Annotated in this window: 19 protein-coding genes, 1 tRNA gene and 2 pseudogenes; 9 read left to right on the top strand and 13 right to left on the bottom strand. The window is 51.7% G+C overall.

Going from position 1 to position 20,802, the window contains the following annotated elements:
- The coding region (locus tag BL249_RS12215) for an IS1 family transposase (RefSeq protein WP_241898819.1) at window positions 1–164 on the top strand (164 nt) is incomplete at its 5' end.
- On the opposite strand, the gene BL249_RS12210 is transcribed toward BL249_RS12215, so the two are convergent.
- From BL249_RS12210 to aspA, 8 genes and pseudogenes are all read right to left on the bottom strand, one after another.
- On the bottom strand, window positions 139–390 hold the full coding sequence (locus tag BL249_RS12210) for a type II toxin-antitoxin system RelB/DinJ family antitoxin (protein WP_099704730.1): 252 nt from the start codon (window positions 388–390) through the stop codon (window positions 139–141). The two genes, BL249_RS12215 and BL249_RS12210, sit on opposite strands and share 26 nt — an antisense overlap.
- Window positions 391–665: 275 nt before the next feature.
- Window positions 666–1,847, bottom strand: a pseudogene (locus BL249_RS12205) (tyrosine-type recombinase/integrase); the annotation flags it as partial.
- Between the two features lie 184 nt (window positions 1,848–2,031).
- Window positions 2,032–2,107, bottom strand: a tRNA-Phe gene (locus BL249_RS12200).
- 108 nt (window positions 2,108–2,215) lie between these two features.
- Window positions 2,216–2,794 (bottom strand): division control transcriptional repressor DicD, encoded by a 579-nt coding sequence (gene dicD, locus BL249_RS12195; RefSeq protein ID WP_099704729.1) that lies wholly within the window; start codon window positions 2,792–2,794, stop codon window positions 2,216–2,218.
- Window positions 2,795–2,833: 39 nt separating this feature from the next.
- Entirely contained in the window at window positions 2,834–4,558 is a 1,725-nt protein-coding gene (locus BL249_RS12190) for a protein-disulfide reductase DsbD (RefSeq protein WP_099704728.1), read from the bottom strand.
- On the bottom strand, window positions 4,534–4,857 hold the full coding sequence (gene cutA, locus BL249_RS12185) for a divalent cation tolerance protein CutA (protein WP_099704727.1): 324 nt from the start codon (window positions 4,855–4,857) through the stop codon (window positions 4,534–4,536). The genes BL249_RS12190 and cutA overlap by 25 nt, the downstream gene beginning before the upstream one ends.
- A 60-nt stretch (window positions 4,858–4,917) precedes the next feature.
- Window positions 4,918–6,219 (bottom strand): anaerobic C4-dicarboxylate transporter, encoded by a 1,302-nt coding sequence (locus BL249_RS12180; protein WP_099704726.1) that lies wholly within the window; start codon window positions 6,217–6,219, stop codon window positions 4,918–4,920.
- A gap of 110 nt (window positions 6,220–6,329) precedes the next feature.
- On the bottom strand, window positions 6,330–7,769 hold the full coding sequence (gene aspA / locus BL249_RS12175; RefSeq protein WP_099704725.1) for an aspartate ammonia-lyase: 1,440 nt from the start codon (window positions 7,767–7,769) through the stop codon (window positions 6,330–6,332).
- 360 nt (window positions 7,770–8,129) lie between these two features.
- On the opposite strand from aspA, the gene BL249_RS12170 reads away from it, so the two are divergent.
- From BL249_RS12170 to BL249_RS12150, 4 genes are all read left to right on the top strand, one after another.
- Window positions 8,130–8,585: an FxsA family protein gene (locus tag BL249_RS12170; protein WP_099704724.1), complete on the top strand. Its 456-nt coding sequence runs from the start codon at window positions 8,130–8,132 to the stop codon at window positions 8,583–8,585.
- Between the two features lie 350 nt (window positions 8,586–8,935).
- Entirely contained in the window at window positions 8,936–9,229 is a 294-nt protein-coding gene (locus BL249_RS12160; RefSeq protein ID WP_099704722.1) for a co-chaperone GroES, read from the top strand.
- A gap of 44 nt (window positions 9,230–9,273) precedes the next feature.
- Entirely contained in the window at window positions 9,274–10,920 is a 1,647-nt protein-coding gene (gene groL / locus BL249_RS12155; protein ID WP_099704721.1) for a chaperonin GroEL, read from the top strand.
- 198 nt (window positions 10,921–11,118) lie between these two features.
- Window positions 11,119–11,469, top strand: a complete 351-nt coding sequence (locus BL249_RS12150; protein ID WP_099704734.1) for a DUF4156 domain-containing protein — start codon at window positions 11,119–11,121, stop codon at window positions 11,467–11,469.
- 43 nt (window positions 11,470–11,512) lie between these two features.
- Here the strand turns inward: BL249_RS12150 and epmB are convergent, their stop codons facing one another.
- A complete protein-coding gene (gene epmB, locus BL249_RS12145; RefSeq protein WP_099704720.1) occupies window positions 11,513–12,541 on the bottom strand; it encodes an EF-P beta-lysylation protein EpmB in 1,029 nt (342 codons plus the stop codon).
- 39 nt (window positions 12,542–12,580) lie between these two features.
- On the opposite strand from epmB, the gene efp reads away from it, so the two are divergent.
- From efp to epmA, 4 genes are all read left to right on the top strand, one after another.
- Window positions 12,581–13,147 (top strand): elongation factor P, encoded by a 567-nt coding sequence (gene efp / locus BL249_RS12140; RefSeq protein WP_099704719.1) that lies wholly within the window; start codon window positions 12,581–12,583, stop codon window positions 13,145–13,147.
- Between the two features lie 97 nt (window positions 13,148–13,244).
- Complete coding sequence (locus BL249_RS12135; RefSeq protein WP_446717682.1) at window positions 13,245–13,337, top strand: entericidin A/B family lipoprotein; 93 nt, start codon at window positions 13,245–13,247, stop codon at window positions 13,335–13,337.
- Window positions 13,338–13,444: 107 nt separating this feature from the next.
- Window positions 13,445–13,579: an entericidin A/B family lipoprotein gene (locus BL249_RS12130; protein ID WP_099704733.1), complete on the top strand. Its 135-nt coding sequence runs from the start codon at window positions 13,445–13,447 to the stop codon at window positions 13,577–13,579.
- Between the two features lie 166 nt (window positions 13,580–13,745).
- Window positions 13,746–14,723: an elongation factor P--(R)-beta-lysine ligase gene (gene epmA, locus BL249_RS12125; protein ID WP_099704717.1), complete on the top strand. Its 978-nt coding sequence runs from the start codon at window positions 13,746–13,748 to the stop codon at window positions 14,721–14,723.
- Between the two features lie 935 nt (window positions 14,724–15,658).
- Here the strand turns inward: epmA and BL249_RS12120 are convergent.
- From BL249_RS12120 to BL249_RS12105, 4 genes and pseudogenes are all read right to left on the bottom strand, one after another.
- On the bottom strand, window positions 15,659–16,789 hold the full coding sequence (locus BL249_RS12120) for a mandelate racemase/muconate lactonizing enzyme family protein (protein WP_099704716.1): 1,131 nt from the start codon (window positions 16,787–16,789) through the stop codon (window positions 15,659–15,661).
- Between the two features lie 21 nt (window positions 16,790–16,810).
- Entirely contained in the window at window positions 16,811–18,601 is a 1,791-nt protein-coding gene (locus BL249_RS12115) for an alkaline phosphatase family protein (protein ID WP_099704715.1), read from the bottom strand.
- A 41-nt stretch (window positions 18,602–18,642) separates the two neighbouring features.
- Complete coding sequence (locus BL249_RS12110; protein WP_099704714.1) at window positions 18,643–19,353, bottom strand: GntR family transcriptional regulator; 711 nt, start codon at window positions 19,351–19,353, stop codon at window positions 18,643–18,645.
- 17 nt (window positions 19,354–19,370) lie between these two features.
- Window positions 19,371–20,662, bottom strand: a pseudogene (locus BL249_RS12105) (MFS transporter).
- Window positions 20,663–20,802 lie beyond the last annotated feature (140 nt).

Below are 20,802 nucleotides of genomic sequence, written 5' to 3'. Positions count from 1 at the left end.
AGCATCTGACGGGCAAAATTTTCACCCAACGCATTGAACGTAATAACCTGACGCTCCGCACCCGCATTAAACGGTTGGCTCGTAAAACAATCTGCTTTTCGCGCTCAGTTGAGATCCACGAAAAAGTCATTGGAGCGTTTATCGAGAAACACATGTTCTACTAATTGGAGGCATCACCAAGGCATGATTGAGTGTCGCATTTCCGGATTTCGGGTGTAGTTTTGGACGTTCTAACGTAATATCAAATGGCATAGTGCCCTCGCGAACCACCGCTTTGAGAAATGTATTAATTGCGGCGGACATGCCGATGCCAATTTCGTCGAATACTTCACTGGCGCGTTTTTTGACATCTAGGTCGATGCGTATTGTCGTAGTGGGTTTTGTCGACATATCTATAACCTTTTAGTGAAATACAATGTAGCACGTTTTGGTTTTAAGTAAAAACGTAGCTTACTGTGATAATGGTGGTATTTTATTTTCACGGGCGATACTGGGGTGCTGCGAATGTTGTTTTTATCCACGTGAGCCAACTGCATCTAACCTCTGGTTGTTTAAGCCCCGCATCTTCCAGTTGAATATTGGTTGGGTAACTATCTAGAGTGCTGTTTGGCAAAGTCAAAGGGGCTAACTGACGTCTTCTCATTGGCATCAAGAAAATCAGCTCACCATTGCAGCATCAGTCTACGTTCATCCAGAAATTCCGCTTTGTGGATGTAAGCTGCGCGCACACCATTACGCTCCTGATGGCTCATCTGGTGCTCCACTGCACCCCTGGACCATAACCCTGACTCAATTAGCGAGCTGCAGGCCATTGCCCTGAAGCTGTGACCACAGACATCATTCTTCGTATCGTAGCCCATCAGGTGTAATGCGTTATTTACCGTATTTTCACTCATGGGTTTCCATGGGTTGTGATCGCCGGTGAAAATGAGTTCATGGTCTCCGCTGATGGTGTGGATCTGCTGCAGGATATCAAGCGCCTGAGTTGAGAGTGGCACCAGATGCTCTGTCCGCATTTTTGAGCCACGATGGGAATACTTCACCCCTTCAATAGGTTTCCGCTCAGGAGGAATGGTCCACATAGCTTTCCTGAAGTCGATTTCAGACCACCTGGCAAAGCGTAGTTCACTGGAACGGATGAAAATAAGCAGGGTAAGTTTAGTTGTCAGCCGGGTGAGCGGTTGCCCTCTGTATGCATCCAGTCGTTCAAGAAGCTCTGAAATGCGATTTAAGGCGAGGGCAGGGCGATGCTGGCGTTTCACTGTGGTTAACGCGCCAGCCATATCCACGGCAGGGTTATAGCTGATAATGCCGGACTGAGCTGCGTAGCGCATGATTGCAGTGATACGCTGCTGAAGGCGCGCTGCAATCTCATAGATCTCTTTGGTTTCGGCAGCCTTTACTGGAACAAGTAAATCGGGAGTTGTGAGGGAGGCAATGTCACGTGAGTCGATATAGGGAAATACGTGTCCTTCAAGGCTTTTGAGAATTTTCTCGCTGTGAGCTTCGGATCATTTTTTATTGCTCTTAAGCCATTGACGGGCAATGAGTTCAAAAGTATTTACGGCATCCGGTGCTGCTTTCTTCGCTCTCCGTTGCTCGCAGGGGTCAATGCCTTCAGAAATGAGCTTTCTGGCTTCATCGCGTTTTTCACGTGCTTCAGACAGTGAGACTTCGGGATACTGACCAAGCGCCAGCGTTTTCTCTTTACCGAGATGACGATAGCGCAGCCGCCAGTACTTTGAGCTGTTAGGGTGAACAAGCAAAAACATGTTACCGCTGTTGGCAAGTTTATAATGTTTTTAATCCGGTTTAGCTGCACGGATTTTAGCATCAGTGAGCGCCATAGGTGGGGTCTCCTGATAGTAGAGAGGGGATAAATTTTATCGAATCAGACTATACCCTCGCAAGAGACGTGATGCGGGTTGAAGTTGATTAAGTTGGGTGGAATTAAGGTATTGTGGATGTGCTGATTTGGGCGGGCTTAGAATGCAAAAACGGACCTCTGTGGAGGTCCGTTAATAGGAATAGTGGTGCCCGGACGCGGAATCGAACCACGGACACGGGGATTTTCAATCCCCTGCTCTACCGACTGAGCTATCCGGGCAACGGGGCGCATTAAACCTTAAAGCCAGCAGGGCGTCAACGCGTTTTTTTCAAAAAACGCGCTCAGCGCGTCTGACTGTCTGCTTTTCAGGCAAAATGTGCCTCTGGGTCAGGTCAGGGCACCGTTTTTGCGGCATAACGCCAGCCGCAGCAGGTCCTCTGCCAGTAGCTTTGCTGTTTCAACATCATCCAGCTGGCGTTTGATCAGCAGCCGGCTGAGGCAGCCTTCAAGAATCAGCTCCATTTGTCTGGCTACCAGCGCCGGATTTTCCGTATTCAGCTCGGTCAGCAGCTGATGAGTATACTGCCAGGATGCCTGCTTCTGCCGCTCTGCCAGCTGATGAATACGGTGTTCCGGATGAGGATAAAAGCTGCATGCGGCAATAAACAGACAGCCCGGATAGCGTTGTTTCCTGACCGCTTCTGCCAGCTTGTCATAGCGTGCCAGCAGCTTTTGCTGGATGCTGAGGCTGTTATCAAATAACAGCTGACGGCGCCAGTTGTTGATTTGTTCGCTGTGATAGCGCAGTGCGTCGTACAGCAACGCTTCGCGGTCGGGCCAGAAGCTGGACAACGTGCGATCGTCAACGTCAACATCACCCGCCAGCTGGCGCAAAGAGCGGGTGGCTGCCAGACCGTGTTGTTCAAGCATATTCAGGGCATGGTCAAGAACCTGTTCACGCTGCAAGGGGCGCTCCTCTTTTATCAATGACCTGAAAAGTGTCGTTTACCGGGTTAGTTTCTGCAAATGTGCGTTAAAGGCAGCAGCATCCAGATAGCCGGTAATGCGCGAGTCGGGAATTTCATGGCCTGCTTTATCAAAAAATAAAACCGTCGGCAAGCCAAGAACCTGCAACTGTTTTAGCAGCTGCGTATCCTGTGGCGTATTCCGGGTAACGTCAGCCTGCAGTAACTGTAACTGGTTTAGCTGTTTTGCCACCTCAGGGTCAGAAAAGGTGTATCTGGCGAACTCTTTACAGGCAACGCACCAGTCTGCATACAGATCCAGCATGGTTATTTTGCCGCTGCTGTTTGTCAGCGCTGTGGTCAGTGCCGTTGTGTCGCTGATGGGGGTGAATGGTACCGCGCTGTTATGTTCACTGACCGCCGGGGCGGAGAAGGCCCAGTCCTGTAGCGGGCGTGCTGCCACCAGCGCGACAGCCAGCAGCAGTACCTGCATCACCCTGGCCCAGCCGCGTGTTGATTTCAGTGCCAGGCTAAAGGCCCAGATGCAAACGGTAATAGCGAGGGCGCTCCATAGCCGCAGCCCCCAGCTCTCGCCAATAACCCGCTCCAGCAGAAAAACTGGCAGTGCTAGGATAACAAAACCGAAGCCTTCTTTAACTGTCTGCATCCAGGGGCCACTTTTCGGTAACAGTCGGTTGCCGGATAAGGTGACCACGATCAGGGGTAAGCCCATGCCGAGTGCATACAGGTACAGGGTTCCCGCGCCGGCCAGCAGATTGCCGCTTTGAGCAATATAAAGCAGGATGGCGCTTAATGGCGCGGTGGTACAGGGGGAGCAAATCAGCCCGGCCAGCGCGCCCATGATAAATACGCCCGGCAGCGAACCGCCGCGCTGGCGGTTGCTCCACAGCGCGAGACGGGTTTGTATCGAGGCAGGCAGCTGGAGCGTGAACAGGCCAAACATTGACAGCGCCAGCAGCATAAAGATAACCGACAGGCTGATTAACAGCCACGGCTGTTGTAAAGCGGCCTGAAAGCGCAGTCCGGCAGCGGCTACCACCAGACCGAACAGGGTATAGGTGATGGCCATGCCCTGCACATAGGCAAAGGCCAGCGCAAACAGGCGCGACAGGGTGTACTGGCGGTTAGCGCCGAGAATAATACCGGAAATCAGTGGGTACATTGGCAGAACACAAGGGGTAAAGGCCACGCCAATACCAATCAGTAATGCCCACAGGGCAGAAAAGGGCAGGGCATCGGCCGGCGCGTTTTTTGTCGCCGGAGCGGATGCTTCGGGCATCGGTTGGCTGGCAATGGATGTCGCGCCTGCGGAACGGATGGCTTCCAGTGGTATGCTGCGGGTTTCCGGCGGATAGCAGAATCCGGCTGCGGCGCATCCCTGATAGGTGATCTCCAGCGTTGCCCCCTGCTGCGCCTGCTGTACTGTCAGTGGTAACGTCAGGTCCTGAGGAAAGATCTCTGTTTTGCCGTAGAACTCGTCTTCATGCGGCTGGCCCTTTGGCAATGACCAGTCTGCCAGCCGGGCGTTGTGGGGCGTAATGTGGATTTGCTGACGATAGAGGTAATAGCCGGGTTTAACCTGCCAGCTTACAGTCAGCTGGTGCTGCTGCTGTCGGAAATCAAAGGCAAACGCCTGGTTGACGGTAACAAACTGCGACCGGGGCGTGTTGTCGAACAGCGAAGCGTGACTGGCCGTGATGCCAGCCAGCAGCGCCAGAATTAGCGTAAGGATACGGTAAGCCATGACAGATAATCGCTTTCTCCATGTGTAACGGGTAGCACCAACAGCTCGGGTGTGTCATAGGGGTGTTGCGCTTTAAGTAACGCCAGCAGCGCCTGCTGGTGATGATTATCGCTTTTCAGCACCAGCTGCACTTCGGGCGTTTCTTGCAGTTTTCCTTCCCAGACATAGAGTGAGGTTGCGCCAGGTAACAGCGTGACACAGGCGGCCAGCCGGGCTGACAGCGCGCTATGGGCCAGCGAACGGGCGCTGGCTTCATCCGGTGCGGTACAGAGCACCACCACCGCCTGTGAGCTATTCATCGCTTTTCTCCTGATTGGAAACCCGCAGACTATAACATGGCCCAGGATGAAAACTGCAGCCTAGAGCATCAGTGAACCAAACAGAAAGCCAAAGGTGACGCAGAGTAACACCGCGATAACGCCGGGAATCAGGAAAGAGTGATTAAACACATAGCGTCCGATTCGGGTTGATCCGGTCTCGTCCATCTCAACCGCAGCCAACAGAGTAGGATAGGTTGGTAACACGAACAGCGCCGAGACCGCGGCGAAAGAGGCCACGGCGGTCAGTGGCGAAACGCCAAGCAGTAATGCCGCCGGCATCAGGGCTTTGGCGGTGGCCGCCTGCGAATAGAGCAGGGTTGAGGCGAAGAATAAAACCAGCGCCAGCATCCAGGGGTAACTTTGTAACAGCTGGCCGGCACTGTGCTGAATGTCGCCAATATGGGCTTTCACGAAGGTGTCGCCCAGCCAGGCGACCCCCATCACGCAGATGCAGGCGCTCATCCCGGATTTAAAGGTGCTGGCAGAGAGAATAGCGCTGGTATCGGTTTTACACACCAGCGCAATCAGCGTGGCAACCGTTAGCATAAACACGACGATGGCGTCGTTACGTGACAATACCGGGTGCGGGATCAGCGCTACGCTATCGCTGATTGCGGTGGCATAAAATACCACGGCGATGATCCCCAGCAGGAACAGGAGCACGGCCCGTCGCGCGCCGGGTTTGGGTTGAAACGCCTGGGCGCCGCGCAGTTTGATTTCACCTTTACTGACTTTTGCCTGATAGTGCGGATCGTCCTTCAGTTCTTTACCCAGATAATTAGTGATAAACGCGGTGATAAGTATACCGCACATGGAGGCGGCAATATTCACGGCCAGCAAGCTGACATAGCTGATACCGTACGGTTCCAGTAGGGTTGCGGCAAACACCACTGCCGCCGAAATGGGGGAAGCGGTAATGGCTATTTGTGAGGCGACTACCGCAATGGAAAGCGGGCGCGAAGGGCGGATACCCTGTTCTTTCGCTACTTCTGCAATCACTGGCAGGGTCGAAAACGCCGTGTGTCCGGTACCGGCCAGCAGCGTCATCATATAGGTGACCAGCGGTGCAAGAAAAGTGATATAGCGCGGCTGGCGGCGGAGCAGACGTTCAGCGAGGCTGACCAGATAATCCATACCCCCGGCGACCTGCATTGCGGCGATAGCGGCAATCACTGCCATAATAATTTCAATCACGTCGAACGGAATGGCTCCCGGTTTTACGTGAAACACCAGCGCGAGAATCAGTACCCCGGCGCCGCCAGCAAAACCAATGCCAATGCCGCCCAGTCGGGCACCCAGATAAATGGCCAGTAATACTACCAGCAGCTCAATGCCTGCCATATTGTTCCCCTGGAAAATAATAAAATTAAAAAATAAATTTAATATCAAAACGTTATGAAATAAAAAAGGGCACGCTGTAAGGTGCCCTTTATCTTCAGCGCAATCGTGGCTTACTGTTCGTTTTCTTCGTCGGTGTAGCGTCTGGCTTTATAAGCCGGATGCATCAGATTCTGCACCGAAAAAATATCATCCAGTTCTGCTTCCGTCAGCAGACCACGCTCCAGCACCACTTCGCGCACACTTTTACCGGTTTCTGCACAGATCTTACCAACAATATCGCCATTATGGTGGCCGATATAGGGGTTAAGATAGGTCACAATCCCGATTGAGTTAAAGACGTAGGATTCACATACCGCTTTATTAGCCGTGATGCCCTCAACGCATTTTTCCAGCAGATTGTAGCAGCTGTTGGTCAGAATCTGGATGGATTCAAATAATGCCTGACCGATGACCGGTTCCATTACGTTGAGCTGCAGCTGACCGGCTTCAGAAGCCATGGTCACCGTGGTATCGTTGCCAATCACCTTGAAGCAGACCTGGTTGACGACTTCCGGCACCACCGGGTTCACTTTTGCCGGCATGATAGAAGAGCCGGCCTGAAGCTGCGGTAAGTTGATTTCGTTAAGCCCTGCCCGTGGACCGGACGAAAGCAGGCGCAGGTCATTACAGATTTTTGACAATTTGACTGCCAGGCGCTTCAGGGCGCTATGTACCATCACGTAGGCTCCGCAGTCAGAAGTGGCTTCAATCAGATCTTCTGCCGCGACACAAGGCAGATTACTGACTTCGGCCAGTTTCTGCACTGCCAGCTGCTGGTAGCCGTCGGGGGTATTCAGACGGGTACCGATAGCGGTGGCACCAAGGTTAACCTCAAGCAGCAGCTCTGCCGTGCGTAAAATGTTTTTAATCTCTTCGTTGAGCAGCACATAGAAGGCATGAAACTCCTGGCCCAGGGTCATTGGCACGGCATCCTGCAACTGGGTCCGGCCCATTTTCAGGATGGAATCGAATGCCAGCGCTTTGCGCTCAAAGCCTTCACCCAGCTGGCCAATTGCATCCAGCAGTTTCAGAATCGAGGCGTAAACCGCGATACGAAAACCGGTAGGGTAGGCATCGTTGGTGGACTGGCACTTGTTAACGTGATCGTTGGGATTGAGATACTGGTACTCGCCTTTCTGATGGCCCATCAGTTCAAGGCCAATATTCGCCAGTACTTCGTTCGTATTCATATTCACTGAAGTCCCTGCACCGCCCTGATAGACATCCACCGGGAACTGGTCCATGCATTTGCCATTGTTGAGGACTTCATCACAGGCCTGGATAATAGTATCCGCGATATGACGCGGAATCGTCTTCAGCTCTTTGTTTGCCAGCGCCGCTGCCTTTTTGACCATTACCATGCCGCGTACAAATTCGGGTATGTCGCTGATTCTGGAATTGCTGATATGGAAGTTTTCAATCGCACGCAGAGTATGAACACCATAATAAGCATCCGACGGAACTTCACGCATGCCCAGCAGGTCTTCTTCGATACGAATGTTGTTAGCCATGGAAACCTTCTTGTTATTTATTGCGATGATTTCAACCACTCAATCGGTGATTGTCTTGTCGTACAACCTGAGTACCAGGATATTATTCCTTTATCGGCACGTGCGGTAATCATATTGTTTTGTTTTAAAATTACCGCTATGGCGATCACTCTAAACAGCTTTTTCTGACTCTTCAGACCAGTAACAACGTGATTGTCGTCACAATGTTTATTTGAGGTCAGGCCAGCGCAAACAGGCAAATAATCTTATCTGACGCTTGAAATCGGCGCTGATTATGACCATCTCTGTCATCATTATCCGAAAAAATATCATTCCGGCCGGCAGATACAAAGATCCCGGCCCTGACAGAAGGAGTATACGGTGCGCTGGTTACCGTTTTTGGTGTTGTTTATCCTCGCCTGGATTGAGATAACGCTGTTTATTCAGGTTGCTCACGTGCTTGGGGTTTTTCTTACTCTGATTCTGGTGCTGGCGACCTCGGTCATCGGCATTTCGCTGGTGCGTAATCAGGGCGTGAAAAACGTCCTGCTGATGCAGGAAAAACTGGCGGCAGGCGAAAGCCCGGCGGCGGAAATGATTAAGAGTGTTTCGCTGGTTATCGCCGGGTTTCTGCTTTTGCTGCCCGGTTTTTTTACCGATTTTCTCGGGGTATTGCTGCTGTTGCCGCCGGTTCAGCAGCATCTGACTCTAAGGCTGATGCCGCATCTTCGCGTCTGGCGTGGTGCTGATTCCGCTTCGGGCTATACCGTTGAGGGTGAATTTGAGCGTAAAGAAGGGGAGCATCTTGAACATGACGATCGCGAGGATCGTCGCTGACTGTGGCCTGTTTCACCGCTGCCCGCGCGGCGGTGCAGGGGCGGTGCAGGAAAAAGATCGCGCGAGTGATGCCATGTGGCGCGCAATTTTGCCCCTGACGGCTGCGGCATCGTGTCAGATGTTATCCGTCGGTGTTTTTAGTCATTTAATGGTTTTTTTTCGCCGTCCGCAGCGCGGTTAGTGAGTCAAAAAACAGCGAATACGTTTTTGCGCTAAAAAAAAATTTGTTTGCGCCCCTTGAAAGCCGGACAACCTGTCCCTATCTCTCAGGGCACGAAGCCAAATGCCTGTCAGGCACGGCATTCAACCCCGAAACTATAGATTGGACTTCTCAGAAGGAGAGTTATCAGATGAACATTCGTCCATTGCACGATCGCGTTATCGTCAAGCGTCAGGATATTGAAGCTAAATCCGCTGGCGGTATCGTTCTGACCGGTTCTGCGGCAGGTAAGTCCACCCGTGGTGAAATCCTGGCAGTGGGCAAAGGCCGCATTCTGGAAAATGGTGAAGTGAAAGCACTGGATGTCAAAGTGGGCGATACGGTGATTTTCAACGACGGCTACGGCGTCAAAGTTGAGAAAATCGACAACGAAGAAGTGCTGATTATGTCGGAAAGCGACATCCTGGCGATCGTTGAAGCGTAATTTCACGTAACTAACTGAACAATCGAATTCAAGGGATATATAAAATGGCAGCTAAAGACGTAAAATTCGGTAACGACGCCCGTGTAAAAATGCTGCGTGGCGTTAACGTACTGGCAGATGCAGTAAAAGTTACCCTCGGTCCGAAAGGCCGTAATGTGGTGCTGGATAAATCTTTTGGTGCACCGGCCATCACCAAAGATGGTGTTTCTGTGGCGCGTGAGATTGAACTTGAAGACAAGTTCGAAAACATGGGTGCGCAGATGGTAAAAGAAGTTGCCTCTAAAGCTAACGATGCGGCGGGCGACGGTACCACTACCGCAACCGTACTGGCGCAATCCATTGTTAATGAAGGCCTGAAAGCGGTTGCAGCCGGCATGAACCCAATGGATCTGAAACGCGGTATCGATAAAGCGGTGGCCGCGGCGGTTGAAGAACTGAAAGCCCTTTCCGTGCCTTGCTCAGACTCGAAAGCTATCGCCCAGGTCGGCACAATCTCTGCTAACTCTGATGAAACGGTGGGCAAGCTGATTGCCCAGGCAATGGAAAAAGTCGGCAAAGAAGGTGTGATCACCGTTGAAGAAGGTACCGGTCTGCAGGATGAACTGGACGTAGTGGAAGGTATGCAGTTCGATCGCGGATATCTGTCCCCCTATTTCATCAACAAGCAGGAAACCGGTGTGGTCGAACTCGAAAACCCGTTCATTCTGCTGGTCGACAAGAAAATTTCTAATATCCGTGAGCTGCTGCCGTTGCTGGAAGCCGTTGCTAAATCCAGCAGGCCGTTGCTGATTGTAGCGGAAGATGTTGAAGGTGAAGCGCTGGCAACGCTGGTAGTTAACACCATGCGTGGCATTGTTAAAGTTGCTGCGGTGAAGGCGCCGGGCTTTGGCGATCGTCGTAAATCAATGCTGCAGGATATTGCGGTGCTAACTAACGGTACCGTCATCTCTGAAGAGATTGGTAAGGAGCTGGAAAAAGCCGTGCTGGAAGACCTCGGCCACGCAAAACGCGTGCTCATTAACAAAGATACCACTACTATTATCGACGGTACTGGTAAAGAAACTGCTATCTCCGAGCGGGTGACGCAGATTCGTCAGGATATTGAAAAAGCAACTTCTGACTACGATAAAGAAAAACTGCAGGAGCGCGTTGCCAAACTGGCCGGCGGTGTGGCGGTACTGAAAGTTGGCGCCGCAACTGAAGTTGAAATGAAAGAGAAAAAAGCCCGCGTGGAAGATGCCCTGCATGCGACCCGCGCCGCGGTTGAAGAGGGTGTGGTTGCCGGTGGTGGCGTTGCGCTGGTGCGCGTAGCGGCGAAAATCGCCGGACTGACCGGTCAGAACGAAGACCAGAATGTGGGGATTAAAGTTGCGCTGCGCGCAATGGAAGCTCCGCTGCGTCAGATTGTGGCTAACGCCGGTGAAGAACCGTCCGTTGTGGCTAACAAAGTGCAGGCAGGTGACGGTAACTACGGTTACAACGCAGCAACCGAAGAGTATGGCAACATGATCGACTTCGGTATTCTGGACCCGACCAAAGTGACCCGTTCAGCGTTGCAGTTCGCTGCCTCTGTTGCTGGGCTAATGGTGACCACTGAATGTATGGTGACCGATCTGCCGAAAGATGAAAAAGCGGACTTAGGTGCTGCAGGCGGTATGGGCGGCATGGGTGGAATGGGCGGCATGATGTAATCATCCCGCACCATCCGTCAGCCGAAACCCCCTGTCCTCCGGACAGGGGGTTTTTCTTTTGTCAGGGAAAATAGTATAAGTAATGGCGCTTTGTGAAAACGCAGAGATGTGTGACATAACGCGCTGAGCGTATAAGAAATGCCGGAAGTTTCTGCTAAGCTGCCAGCTGGTTCTGATGATAACAACATGGGGAATAACATGCGCATTAAGGCTTTACTGGGACTCTCTTTTGCAACGCTGATATTGGCAGGTTGTAGCAGCAAAAACGATCTGACGGCCGCAGGACAGCGTGTCACTTTCGTTGATCAGCAACCTGACGCTAAATGTCAGCTGCTGGGAACGGTAACCGGTACTCAGAGTAATTTGTTCAGTGGTGCTGGCGGTAATGAAACCAGCGGCCTGCGTGGTGCGGCCAATGATTTACGTAACCGGGCGGCGGAAATGGGCGGAAATGTCATTTATGGTGCCACCAGCCCGACACAGAACATCTGGACCGGCTTTGCTCCACTCGACAGCAAAATGAATGGTCAGGTGTATAAATGTCCCTGAGCATTGTGCCCCTCGCTTAATGCTGAGGGGCTGCCGTAGTGTATTACTGCTGAGGTAGCTGTAAATCAAGCGGCGTTTTACTCGGTTCACCGCCGATCTCTCTGGCTAGCCGTGGCACCAGATAGCCGGAAACCAGCGTCAGCAATTCGCGTACCAGCGCGCGCGCGCGTTGATCATCAACGTAAAAATGGGCGGCACCCTGTACCTTATCCAGTACGTGCAGATAATAGGGCAATATACCGGCGCTAAAAAGCGCATTGCTCAGCTCAGCGAGGGTCTGTGCATTGTCGTTGACGTTTTTCAGCAGTACGCTCTGGTTTAACAAGGTCACGCCAGCCTGGCGCAGTTTGTTCATTCCCGCCTGCAGCGCGTGGTCGATTTCCCTGGCATGATTGATATGGGTAACCATAATCACTTGCAGGGAAGATTGCTCAAAACGCTGGCACAATTCTGAGGTGATACGTGCGGGGATAACTACCGGCAGGCGGCTATGGATGCGCAGGCGTGTAATATGCGGAATCGCTTCCAGCTGGCTAATCAGCCAGTCAAGTTCGCCATCTTTTGCCATCAACGGATCGCCACCGGAAAAAATAATCTCATTCAGATTTGGCTGTGAACGGATATAATCCAGCGCAGTCTGCCAGTTTCGTTTATTGCCAGGGTTGTCCTGATAGGGAAAATGCCGGCGAAAACAGTAACGGCAGTTCACCGCGCAGCCGCCTTTTACCAGCAGCAGGGCGCGGTTACGATATTTATGCAGTAATCCTGGCACCACGCTGTTTTGTTCACTGAGCGGATCGGTGCTGTAACCCGGCGCCAGGATAAACTCCTGCTGGGATGTCAGGACCTGTAAAAGTAAGGGGTCCTGTGCGTCACCAGGCCGCATTCTGGCGGCAAAGGCACGGGGCACGCGTAAGGCAAACAGCCGGCGCGCATCCCGGCCGGCGGCCAGTAGCGGATGGTTTTCCAGCGACAGAAGCTGAAGCAGCTCATCAGGGTCGGTGATGACATCGGCAAGTTGAGCAAGCCATTCTTCTCGCGGTGGGGTATTTAAGGTTACAATGTGTGCCATTTTTGGCTGAATACCAGTAATAAATTATAGAGGGCCTTTATGGCAACTTATTCTAGCAACGATTTTCGTAACGGTCTCAAAATCATGTTCGAAGGAGAGCCTTACTCCATCGAATCCAGTGAATTCGTTAAACCTGGTAAAGGTCAGGCGTTTGCACGCGTGAAAATGCGTCGCCTGCTGACTGGCTCCCGCGTGGAAAAAACCTTTAAATCCACCGACTCCGCTGAAGGGGCGGACGTGATGGATCTGACCCTGAACTATTCTTATACCGACGGTGATTTTTACTATTTTATGCACCCGGAATCCTTTGAACAGTATCAGGTTGAAGCCAAAGCGCTGGAAGATATTACTAAATGGCTGCAGGACAATGCCGAATGTATTGTCACGTTGTGGAACGGCCGTGCTATCGCCGTGCAGCCACCGAATTTTATTGAAGCTGAAATCACCGAAACCGATCCGGGCCTGAAAGGCGATACCGCCGGCACCGGTGGCAAACCCGCGACCCTGAGTACTGGGGCCGTGGTTAAAGTGCCCCTGTTTATTCAGATTGGTGAAGTTATCCGCGTCGACACACGCTCCGGCGAATATGTATCGCGCGTGAAATAATCATGCAGACGGGCCTGCTCTATCAGGCCCTGTTTTTTAACGTTGTGAGTTTACTTGAATGATCAGACGGGTGAGATATCTGGCCCTGACTTTGCTGATGAGCGGTGTGCTCAGTGGCTGTAATACTTTTCACGGGTTTGGTGAAGATGTTCAGCATCTGGGTGGCGCTATTTCTCATGCGGCGAAGTGATCGCCGTCGCACTGAGTGTTCTTTTCGTCGCTATTCTTAAGGCGTATGGCGTGAAGCTGACTATGCTTAAAAAGCATTTTCTGCCGTTCATAAAAAAGGACATTATCATGCTAAAGAAAACCGTTATTACACTCTTATCGGCGCTGGTGCTTTCTTCCGTTCTTTCGGCCTGTAACACTACCCGCGGCGTCGGGGAAGATGTTGAAGCCGGCGGAAAAGCGATTCAAAGAAGCGCTCAGTAATGATGATGACCGGTGTTGTTCTGACACCGGTTTATTTCTCTTCTCCTCGCCGTCGTGGCTGATTCCCTTCTGTTACCTGCCATATCTGGTAATTTATGCGGCTGGATTTGTCTGCCTGAAGGAGTATCGGTAGACTGCATAGCTTTGCAAAAGTGGAGTAATTACCATGGCCGAGATGGCAAGCTGGCAACCGAGCGCTTCTATTGCCAATTTATTGAAACGCGCCGGTATTTTGACCGATATCAGACGTTTTTTTGCCGATCGCGGCGTGCTTGAGGTCGAAACCCCGGCATTGAGCCAGGCGGCGACAACCGAAGTGAGTCTGGTTCCGTTTGAATCCCTTTTTGTCGGCCCGGGCGCGGCCGGCGGTTTGACGCTCTGGCTAACGACCAGTCCTGAATATCATATGAAGCGTTTACTGGCGGCCGGCAGCGGACCGATTTTTCAGATAGGTAAAAGTTTCCGTAATGAGGAGGCAGGGCGTCATCATAATCCGGAATTTACCATGCTGGAGTGGTACCGGCCACATTATGATATGTTCCGCCTGATTAATGAAGTGGATGATCTGCTTCAGCAAATACTGGAGTGTGAACCGGCGGAAAAACTCTCTTATCAGCAGGCTTTTATCCGCTACCTGAATACTGATCCGCTATCGGCTGAAAAAGAGGAATTGCGGCATATCGCCGGCACGCTGGGGGCCGGCGAGCTGGCGAACCGGGAAGAAGACCGTGATACGCTGCTGCAATTATTGTTTATGCTGGGTATTGAGCCGGAAATCGGTAAAGACAAGCCGGTGGTGATTTATCACTTCCCGGCTTCGCAGGCGGCACTGGCAGAGATCAGCACAGAAGATCATCGCGTCGCAGAGCGTTTTGAAGTCTATTTCAGAGGCATTGAACTGGCTAATGGTTTTCGTGAGCTGACTGATGCCCGGGAACAGCGCCAGCGTTTTATTCAGGATAACCGCAAACGCGGAGCGCGTGGATTGAAGCAACATCCGATCGATGAAAATCTGCTGGCAGCACTGGAAGCCGGCATGCCGGAGTGTTCAGGTGTTGCACTGGGAGTGGATCGTCTGGTTATGCTGGCACTTAAAGCTGGACAAATTGCCGACGTGATGGCTTTTCCGATAGATCGGAGCTGATGCTGTTATTTACCGCTGTGTGACGCTGTTAACGGGGGTAAAAAGCGCGATGGCCTGCTGACCCGGTCTTTTTTTTGCCGGGGTAAAATGGGTCATCGGCTTATATTCAGTGAGGTTCATGTTGTGTACGGCCTGGCGGTTAATTTTCTTATTAGCGATTATTCTTGATCCTGATCATGGCGTTACTTTTAAATGATATATTCTGAACGAATGACCGAAGCCATAATACTTTTTTTGCTTTCATTGCGCGTCATCAATGATATTTATTTTTTCTCACGGGTGTTGTTTGACTTTTTTAATTTTCACTTCGCATATCGCCCTGGGTTTATTGAATTTTAATTAATAAACTCAGGCTAATTGTATGGTGTTTTATGATAAAAGTATTTATTAGCAATAATCTGCATTTGGCCGGAATTATTTGGATGTGTTTCAGATGGAGTTTTTCGCTGAGTGATTCAGGCTGGTATTTTATTGGCTGAAATCATGTGGCTGCATGACGACATTGCTTTGCGGGAGCATGAATAAAATGACTTAATATACAGATTATTGAAAAAATGACTACACTGGCTGCTGTAATATAAATGTCAGTTTTTTGATAGCAAATAACCAGTTATAATAAATTATTATTTGCGCGGTAATTATTAACCTAATAAAAGTGCAAAAAAAACCTGACTATGAAAGTCAGGGCGCCAAATTGGCCAACACCAGGGAAAATTTAATATCAGGAACGATATGCTCTGCCACTATTTAAATACAAATGACCGGATAATGCAATTCCTGTTTCATAAAATAACACCGGGTTTCTGTTATGTTATTTTCGATAATCCGGGGTAATTCATAGAAGAATTAATATTAGTATGCTATTTATTGCATTATTGGCGGGTGATAATAAAGTCGGCGGGCGGCGCAACGGCTAACCGCCTGCAGGAAGTTATTCAGACTTTAAAGAAACTCAGCGCATCGCGGTTAATGTCAATCCCTAATCCTGGTCCCTGCGGAATGGTGACAACACCGTTTTTATGTTCGATGGGCTGTTGCAAAATCGCCTGACGGATGGGGTGTTCAGTTCTGTCAAATTCCAGCAGCGGCGCAGAGGGCGTCAGCGAGACCGGCGTATGGTCTGGTACCATGGCTATCCATTGCAGGGACGCGGCAATGCCAATGCCGCTACCCCAGACATGGGGATTGGTACGGATACCAAAAGCCAGCGCCATATCCGAAATTTTTTTACACTCTGACAGACCGCCTGCAGAACAAATATCTGGCTGGATGATATCCATCGCCCGCTGTGTCAGAACATCGCGAAATCCCATACGGGTAAATTCGCATTCGCCACCGGCGAGTGGGATGGTCAGTGCGGCTTTTACTGCCTGATAACCCTGAAGATCTTCTGGCGGCACCGGTTCTTCAAACCAGCTGATATCAAGTGCTTCCACTTCTCGCCCCAATCTGATGGCGGAAACTGCATCATAGGCATGGTTGGCATCAATCATCAGTGCAATATCCTCGCCAATGGCGTTGCGGATTGCCTGGGTAACCGCACGATCTTGTGCAATGCCAAAACCCACCTTCAGCTTGATTGCCCGGAAACCCTCCGCAACATAGTTCTCTGCTTCCCCGGTCAGGTACGACAGTGGATCGCCGCTGTCACGGCGATATAGCCCGGTGGCGTATGCCTGCACTTCGCTGCGTAGTGCCCCGCCCAGTAGCTGGTATGCCGGGACATTGAAGTGTTTACCACGAATGTCCCACAGCGCAATATCAACGCCGCTGAGCGCCTGAATCAGCAAGCCTTTTTGTCCGTGATCGCGAAAGCGGGCATAGAGCTGCTGCCAGAGATAATCGGTATTAAGCGGGTCGCGACCGATCAGTAAAGCGGCAAACTCGTCGACAATCGCTTTGGTCATTTTCGCCGGACCGTAACATTCTCCCCAGCCGGTATGCCCTTCATCGGTTACGATTTCTACCAGCATCGCGGTGCGGGTGTCGTACCAGGCGCGTGAATAAGCAAAGGGCGTGGTAAGTTTTGCGCTCAGCAGATGGGTGTTTACCTGGATGATTTTCATGGTTATTCCTTCCCGGGTGGTTTAGCGTTGATTATCCAGCAGATCGAACATCACTCTTCCATCCAGCTGGCTGTGATCAATGTCTAGCAGATGGGCGATGGTGGCGGCAGGGTCCACCATGGTATAGGGGCCAAGTTGCTGGCGATTGCGGTAATATCCCTGACGAATTCCGGCGCCAAAGGCCAGCAGCGCGCCATAATTGGAGGACATGGCCGTTTGTGCCGTGGGTTTTTGTGGACCATGATTTGCGCCAGGCACCTCGACCGGGCAGATATCTTCGCCGTAGCGGCTGACACCCCAGACAAAGCCCGTGTTGTAAGCAAAAACAATATCGCCGGCACAGTGTCCCCAGTAACCCATACCTGCCGCATCTTCCCGGGTCAGCGCCATACTGACGGCGTTACGTAATGTGTTTCCTTCCATCACGTGCCAGCGCCCTAAGGCGTGCAGCACCTTAGCGCAAACGGCATCATACTGAGCTTCGCTGACAATACCCTGTTTTTCCCGGCCAGCAAGATTGACAAAAATTTCCAGACCACCACGTTCATCTTTCAGGAAAACCTCGCTTTGCGCGAGCTCAACCCGGCCTTCGCTATCCAGTTTGCACAATCCCTGTTTTTCCAGATAACGGTAAATATCGCACATGTAGGCGTTAGGGACCGCTCCGTGATCGGAAATCATCATCAGCGTGGTTTCTGAATCCATTGATGACATCAGCTCACCGAGCGTGTCGTCGAGAATCTGATAGCAAGTACGCATTACCTCTTCATATTGCTCAGCGCGCGCGGCGTCATAGAACGGTGATTGCGGATCGCACTGGCCAAGACAATTATGATGCGATTCATCAACCAGACGATGCACGGTGGCCCACAAGGAAAAATCATGTTGCTGCGTCAGGGTCAGGGCGCTGGCAGCCAGCCAGCGTGACTGCTGCCCTCCTTCCTGGCAGGTTGCGTTAAAGTAGGCTTCGTCGGGGGCCGCTCTGGCGACCCATTTGCTGTACCAGGGGCCATTTTCCAGCAGTATTTGTCCCAGAGTGGCGTCGGAAGCAAGACCTTCCCGTCGGGTGACCTGGCTTTGCAGAATTTCGATATCCTGATGTTGCGGATTAAAACGACCGACGAAGAAACGCACGCTGGCCGCTATACCCTGGCTATCGAGCTGTAGCCATTCACTCCAGTCATTAAGCGGTAGCAGATAGGTTTCTTCCCCCAGCGTTAGCTGCGGCTGGCCGTTAAGGCTGTCAAGCCAAAGTGTAAGCGTGCACTCACTATTGCACATGCTCAGCTTATAACGGCCGTTCTCTTCCTCCAGCGGCTGCCAGGCCCCCTTATCGTGATAAGCCAGGGTGGCGGTTGGTGGCCAGCCGAGCTTTTGTTGTTTAACCTGCTTATTACCGTTACGTTCTGCAAACCGGGTAGTGTGGCCCATTGGTTTGAACAGCTCTCCAGGCCAGGGGGCCGCCCGCCCCCAGTAGGGGGAAAAGGTAAAATGGGGCGCTGCGGCGGAAATGGTCTCCGGATAATGCACCAGCGCCGCTTTTTTCCCGGCCTGTTCCAGAGCGGCAAGCAGGTTAGCAGTGCGATAGTTATCGGCTGGCATGCACTGGCCTATCCAGGCGGTACCGGGACTTTGCCCCGACATCAGACTGACAAAGTTTACGTCACCCCAGGCCGAAATAAACGGCAGCAATTCAGTGGCTGCACCTTGCTGTAGCATGCGGCTAATATGAGGCAAAGCGCCCTGCTGAACGTAGCGTTGCAGCAGTGGCATTGACAGGCCATCGACGCCAAAAACAATGACTTTTCTCATGTAAAAAACTCCCTGGTGTCATACGGGTGCAGGAAAAGATGTTATGCTTTCCCCGGCGGAGAAAGGGTTATATCTCTTTGATAAGAATTAGATTTATTCATAATGCTTTCAAGGATGCTTTGCATGCTGCTGCGAATATGACGACGCATTGCGTTTTCTGCCGCCTCTTCATTACGTGCGATCATCGCTTGTAAAATTTCCTGATGTTCACGCCATGACTGGCGTTTGCGGCCTGGCAGTCCGCTGGCCAGTACGTGAAACAGCCGCAGCCGGTCAAGATAAATTGTCATAATGTTGTTGATAAACTGGTTATCGGCGGCGGAAAAAATAAGGTCATGCAGCGAATCTCCCGGATCAACCACCGCCGCTTCATCTTCCTGCAGCGCCTGCTCCAGCGAGGCAAGAAAACGCGCCATCTCCTGCAGCTGTTCATCGCTTAACCGGCGGGTGGCATGGCGGGCGGAGATACCTTCCAGCGCTTCGCGGATCTCAAATAATTCCTGAATATCACGCAGACTGATTTCGCTGACAAACCAGCCTTTGTGGGGCGTCAGTGTGACAAAGCTTTCCTGTTGCAGGCGGTAAAGCGCTTCACGGATAGGGGTGCGGCTCATATTCAGTTTTTCAATCAGCCACATTTCTGTCAGAGAGCTGCCGGGTTCCAGTTCCATATTAAGGATCATCGCTTTAATTTTTTCATAGGCGATAAAACTCAATGACTGTCTGAGGCGCGGGGTTGCATCACTGCGCATAAAAATATTCTCCTTTTTTATTGCTGGTCATTGAGTTCAAAACGCTTGATACGGCCAACCATTAACAGATATAGGGCAATCACCGCCAGCGCATGAGCAATGACAAAAACCAGCACATCGTTAAAAGAACCGGTCTTTTGCAGAATGTAGCCAATAATAATCGGGGTGGTGATGCTTGATGCATTACTGAAGGTGTAAGTAAGCTGCCGGAAAGGCCAGCGATCTGTTTCGGGGCGGTGTCGGCGTTCACTGTCCAGCCAAGGCCACCAATCCCTTTGCCAAGGAAAGACAATGCCATAATCACAATGACCACGGTTTCGGAATCGGTATAGTTACAGGCGACCATGATGCAGCACAGCAGCATGCCCACGGTGATAGGGAGCTTGCGCGCCAGAGACAAAGAGACGCCGCGACGGATAAGAATATCCGACAGGAAACCACCCAGCAGACCGCCAAGAAAGCCACAGACCGCCGGAATAGCGGCAACGAATCCGGCTTTCATAATGGTCATATGTTTTTCCTGCACCAGATAAATGGGAAACCAGGTGATGAAGAAAAAGCCAATGGCGTTCAGGCAATACTGCGCGAGGTAGATTCCCATCATCATGCGGCTGGCCAGCAGCTGCTTAACATAGCCCAGGCGCGGTTTCCCGCTGCCGTCCTCGTCAGCGGTTTTATCGCGGTCGAGATTGACCAGGGCACCGCCTTGTTCTATGTAGCTCAGCTCCGCTTCATTGGCCATCGGATGCTGGCTGGGCGCATAGACCAGTTTTCTGAATACCGGGATAAAACAGATACCGATCAGCCCCAATACGGTGAATACGGAATGCCAGCCATAATTATGTGCCAGCCAGCCCATCAGCGGCGCAAAAAATACCGTTGCACCGTACTGGGCAGAACTGAAAATGGCCGCGGCGGTGCCACGTTCTGCGGCCGGAAACCAGGCGGCGACCAGGCGGCTGTTAGCGGGAAATGATGGTGCTTCAGCGGCACCCACCAGAAAGCGCAGGGCAAAAATAACCGCCACCGCGGTGCCGCCAGTTACAAAACCAGCCAGTCCGGTCATCAGGGTAAACAGCGACCATAAAAAGATGCCGAGGCTGTAGATGATTTTTGAGCCAAAGCGGTCGAGTAACCAGCCGCCCGGCAGCTGAAAAATCACGTAGGCCCAGCCGAATGCTGAAAAGATAAACCCCATATCCACAGCATTGAGCCCCAGTTCTTTTGCCATGCTGGGGCCGGCCAGTGAAATCGAAGATCGGTCAGCGTAGTTAATTAAGGTCACCAGAAACAAGATGACCACAACCATCCAGCGGACGTTGGTTTTCTTTACCCGGTCGCCGGCGTGACTGAGTACAAGGGTTTTTGGCTCGCCAGACTGAGGCTGATGTTGCATAGCAGGTTCCTCTGGTGAAATATCGTCAATTTTCCGCCCGATGAATGAGGCGG

The sequence above is a fragment of the Erwinia sp. OLFS4 genome (assembly GCF_002752165.1).
Taxonomy (GTDB): Bacteria; Pseudomonadota; Gammaproteobacteria; order Enterobacterales; family Enterobacteriaceae; genus Izhakiella.
The sequence above is the reverse complement of the archived record's forward strand: the minus strand, read 5'-3'. Positions and strand labels throughout refer to the sequence as shown.

Excerpts from the sequence above, each read along its gene's own strand:
- groL (WP_099704721.1), top strand. The coding sequence starts at position 9,274 with ATGGCAGCTAAAGACGTAAAATTCGGTAACGACGCCCGTGTAAAAATG.
- BL249_RS12210 (WP_099704730.1), bottom strand. The coding sequence starts at position 390 with ATGTCGACAAAACCCACTACGACAATACGCATCGACCTAGATGTCAAA.
- aspA (WP_099704725.1), bottom strand. The coding sequence starts at position 7,769 with ATGGCTAACAACATTCGTATCGAAGAAGACCTGCTGGGCATGCGTGAA.
- epmB (WP_099704720.1), bottom strand. The coding sequence starts at position 12,541 with ATGGCACACATTGTAACCTTAAATACCCCACCGCGAGAAGAATGGCTT.
- BL249_RS12190 (WP_099704728.1), bottom strand. The coding sequence starts at position 4,558 with ATGGCTTACCGTATCCTTACGCTAATTCTGGCGCTGCTGGCTGGCATC.
- epmA (WP_099704717.1), top strand. The coding sequence starts at position 13,746 with ATGGCCGAGATGGCAAGCTGGCAACCGAGCGCTTCTATTGCCAATTTA.
- BL249_RS12120 (WP_099704716.1), bottom strand. The coding sequence starts at position 16,789 with ATGAAAATCATCCAGGTAAACACCCATCTGCTGAGCGCAAAACTTACC.
- BL249_RS12115 (WP_099704715.1), bottom strand. The coding sequence starts at position 18,601 with ATGAGAAAAGTCATTGTTTTTGGCGTCGATGGCCTGTCAATGCCACTG.
- BL249_RS12135 (WP_446717682.1), top strand. The coding sequence starts at position 13,245 with ATGAGCGGTGTGCTCAGTGGCTGTAATACTTTTCACGGGTTTGGTGAA.
- BL249_RS12180 (WP_099704726.1), bottom strand. The coding sequence starts at position 6,219 with ATGGCAGGCATTGAGCTGCTGGTAGTATTACTGGCCATTTATCTGGGT.
- BL249_RS12160 (WP_099704722.1), top strand. The coding sequence starts at position 8,936 with ATGAACATTCGTCCATTGCACGATCGCGTTATCGTCAAGCGTCAGGAT.
- BL249_RS12130 (WP_099704733.1), top strand. The coding sequence starts at position 13,445 with ATGCTAAAGAAAACCGTTATTACACTCTTATCGGCGCTGGTGCTTTCT.
- efp (WP_099704719.1), top strand. The coding sequence starts at position 12,581 with ATGGCAACTTATTCTAGCAACGATTTTCGTAACGGTCTCAAAATCATG.
- cutA (WP_099704727.1), bottom strand. The coding sequence starts at position 4,857 with ATGAATAGCTCACAGGCGGTGGTGGTGCTCTGTACCGCACCGGATGAA.
- BL249_RS12150 (WP_099704734.1), top strand. The coding sequence starts at position 11,119 with ATGCGCATTAAGGCTTTACTGGGACTCTCTTTTGCAACGCTGATATTG.
- BL249_RS12110 (WP_099704714.1), bottom strand. The coding sequence starts at position 19,353 with ATGCGCAGTGATGCAACCCCGCGCCTCAGACAGTCATTGAGTTTTATC.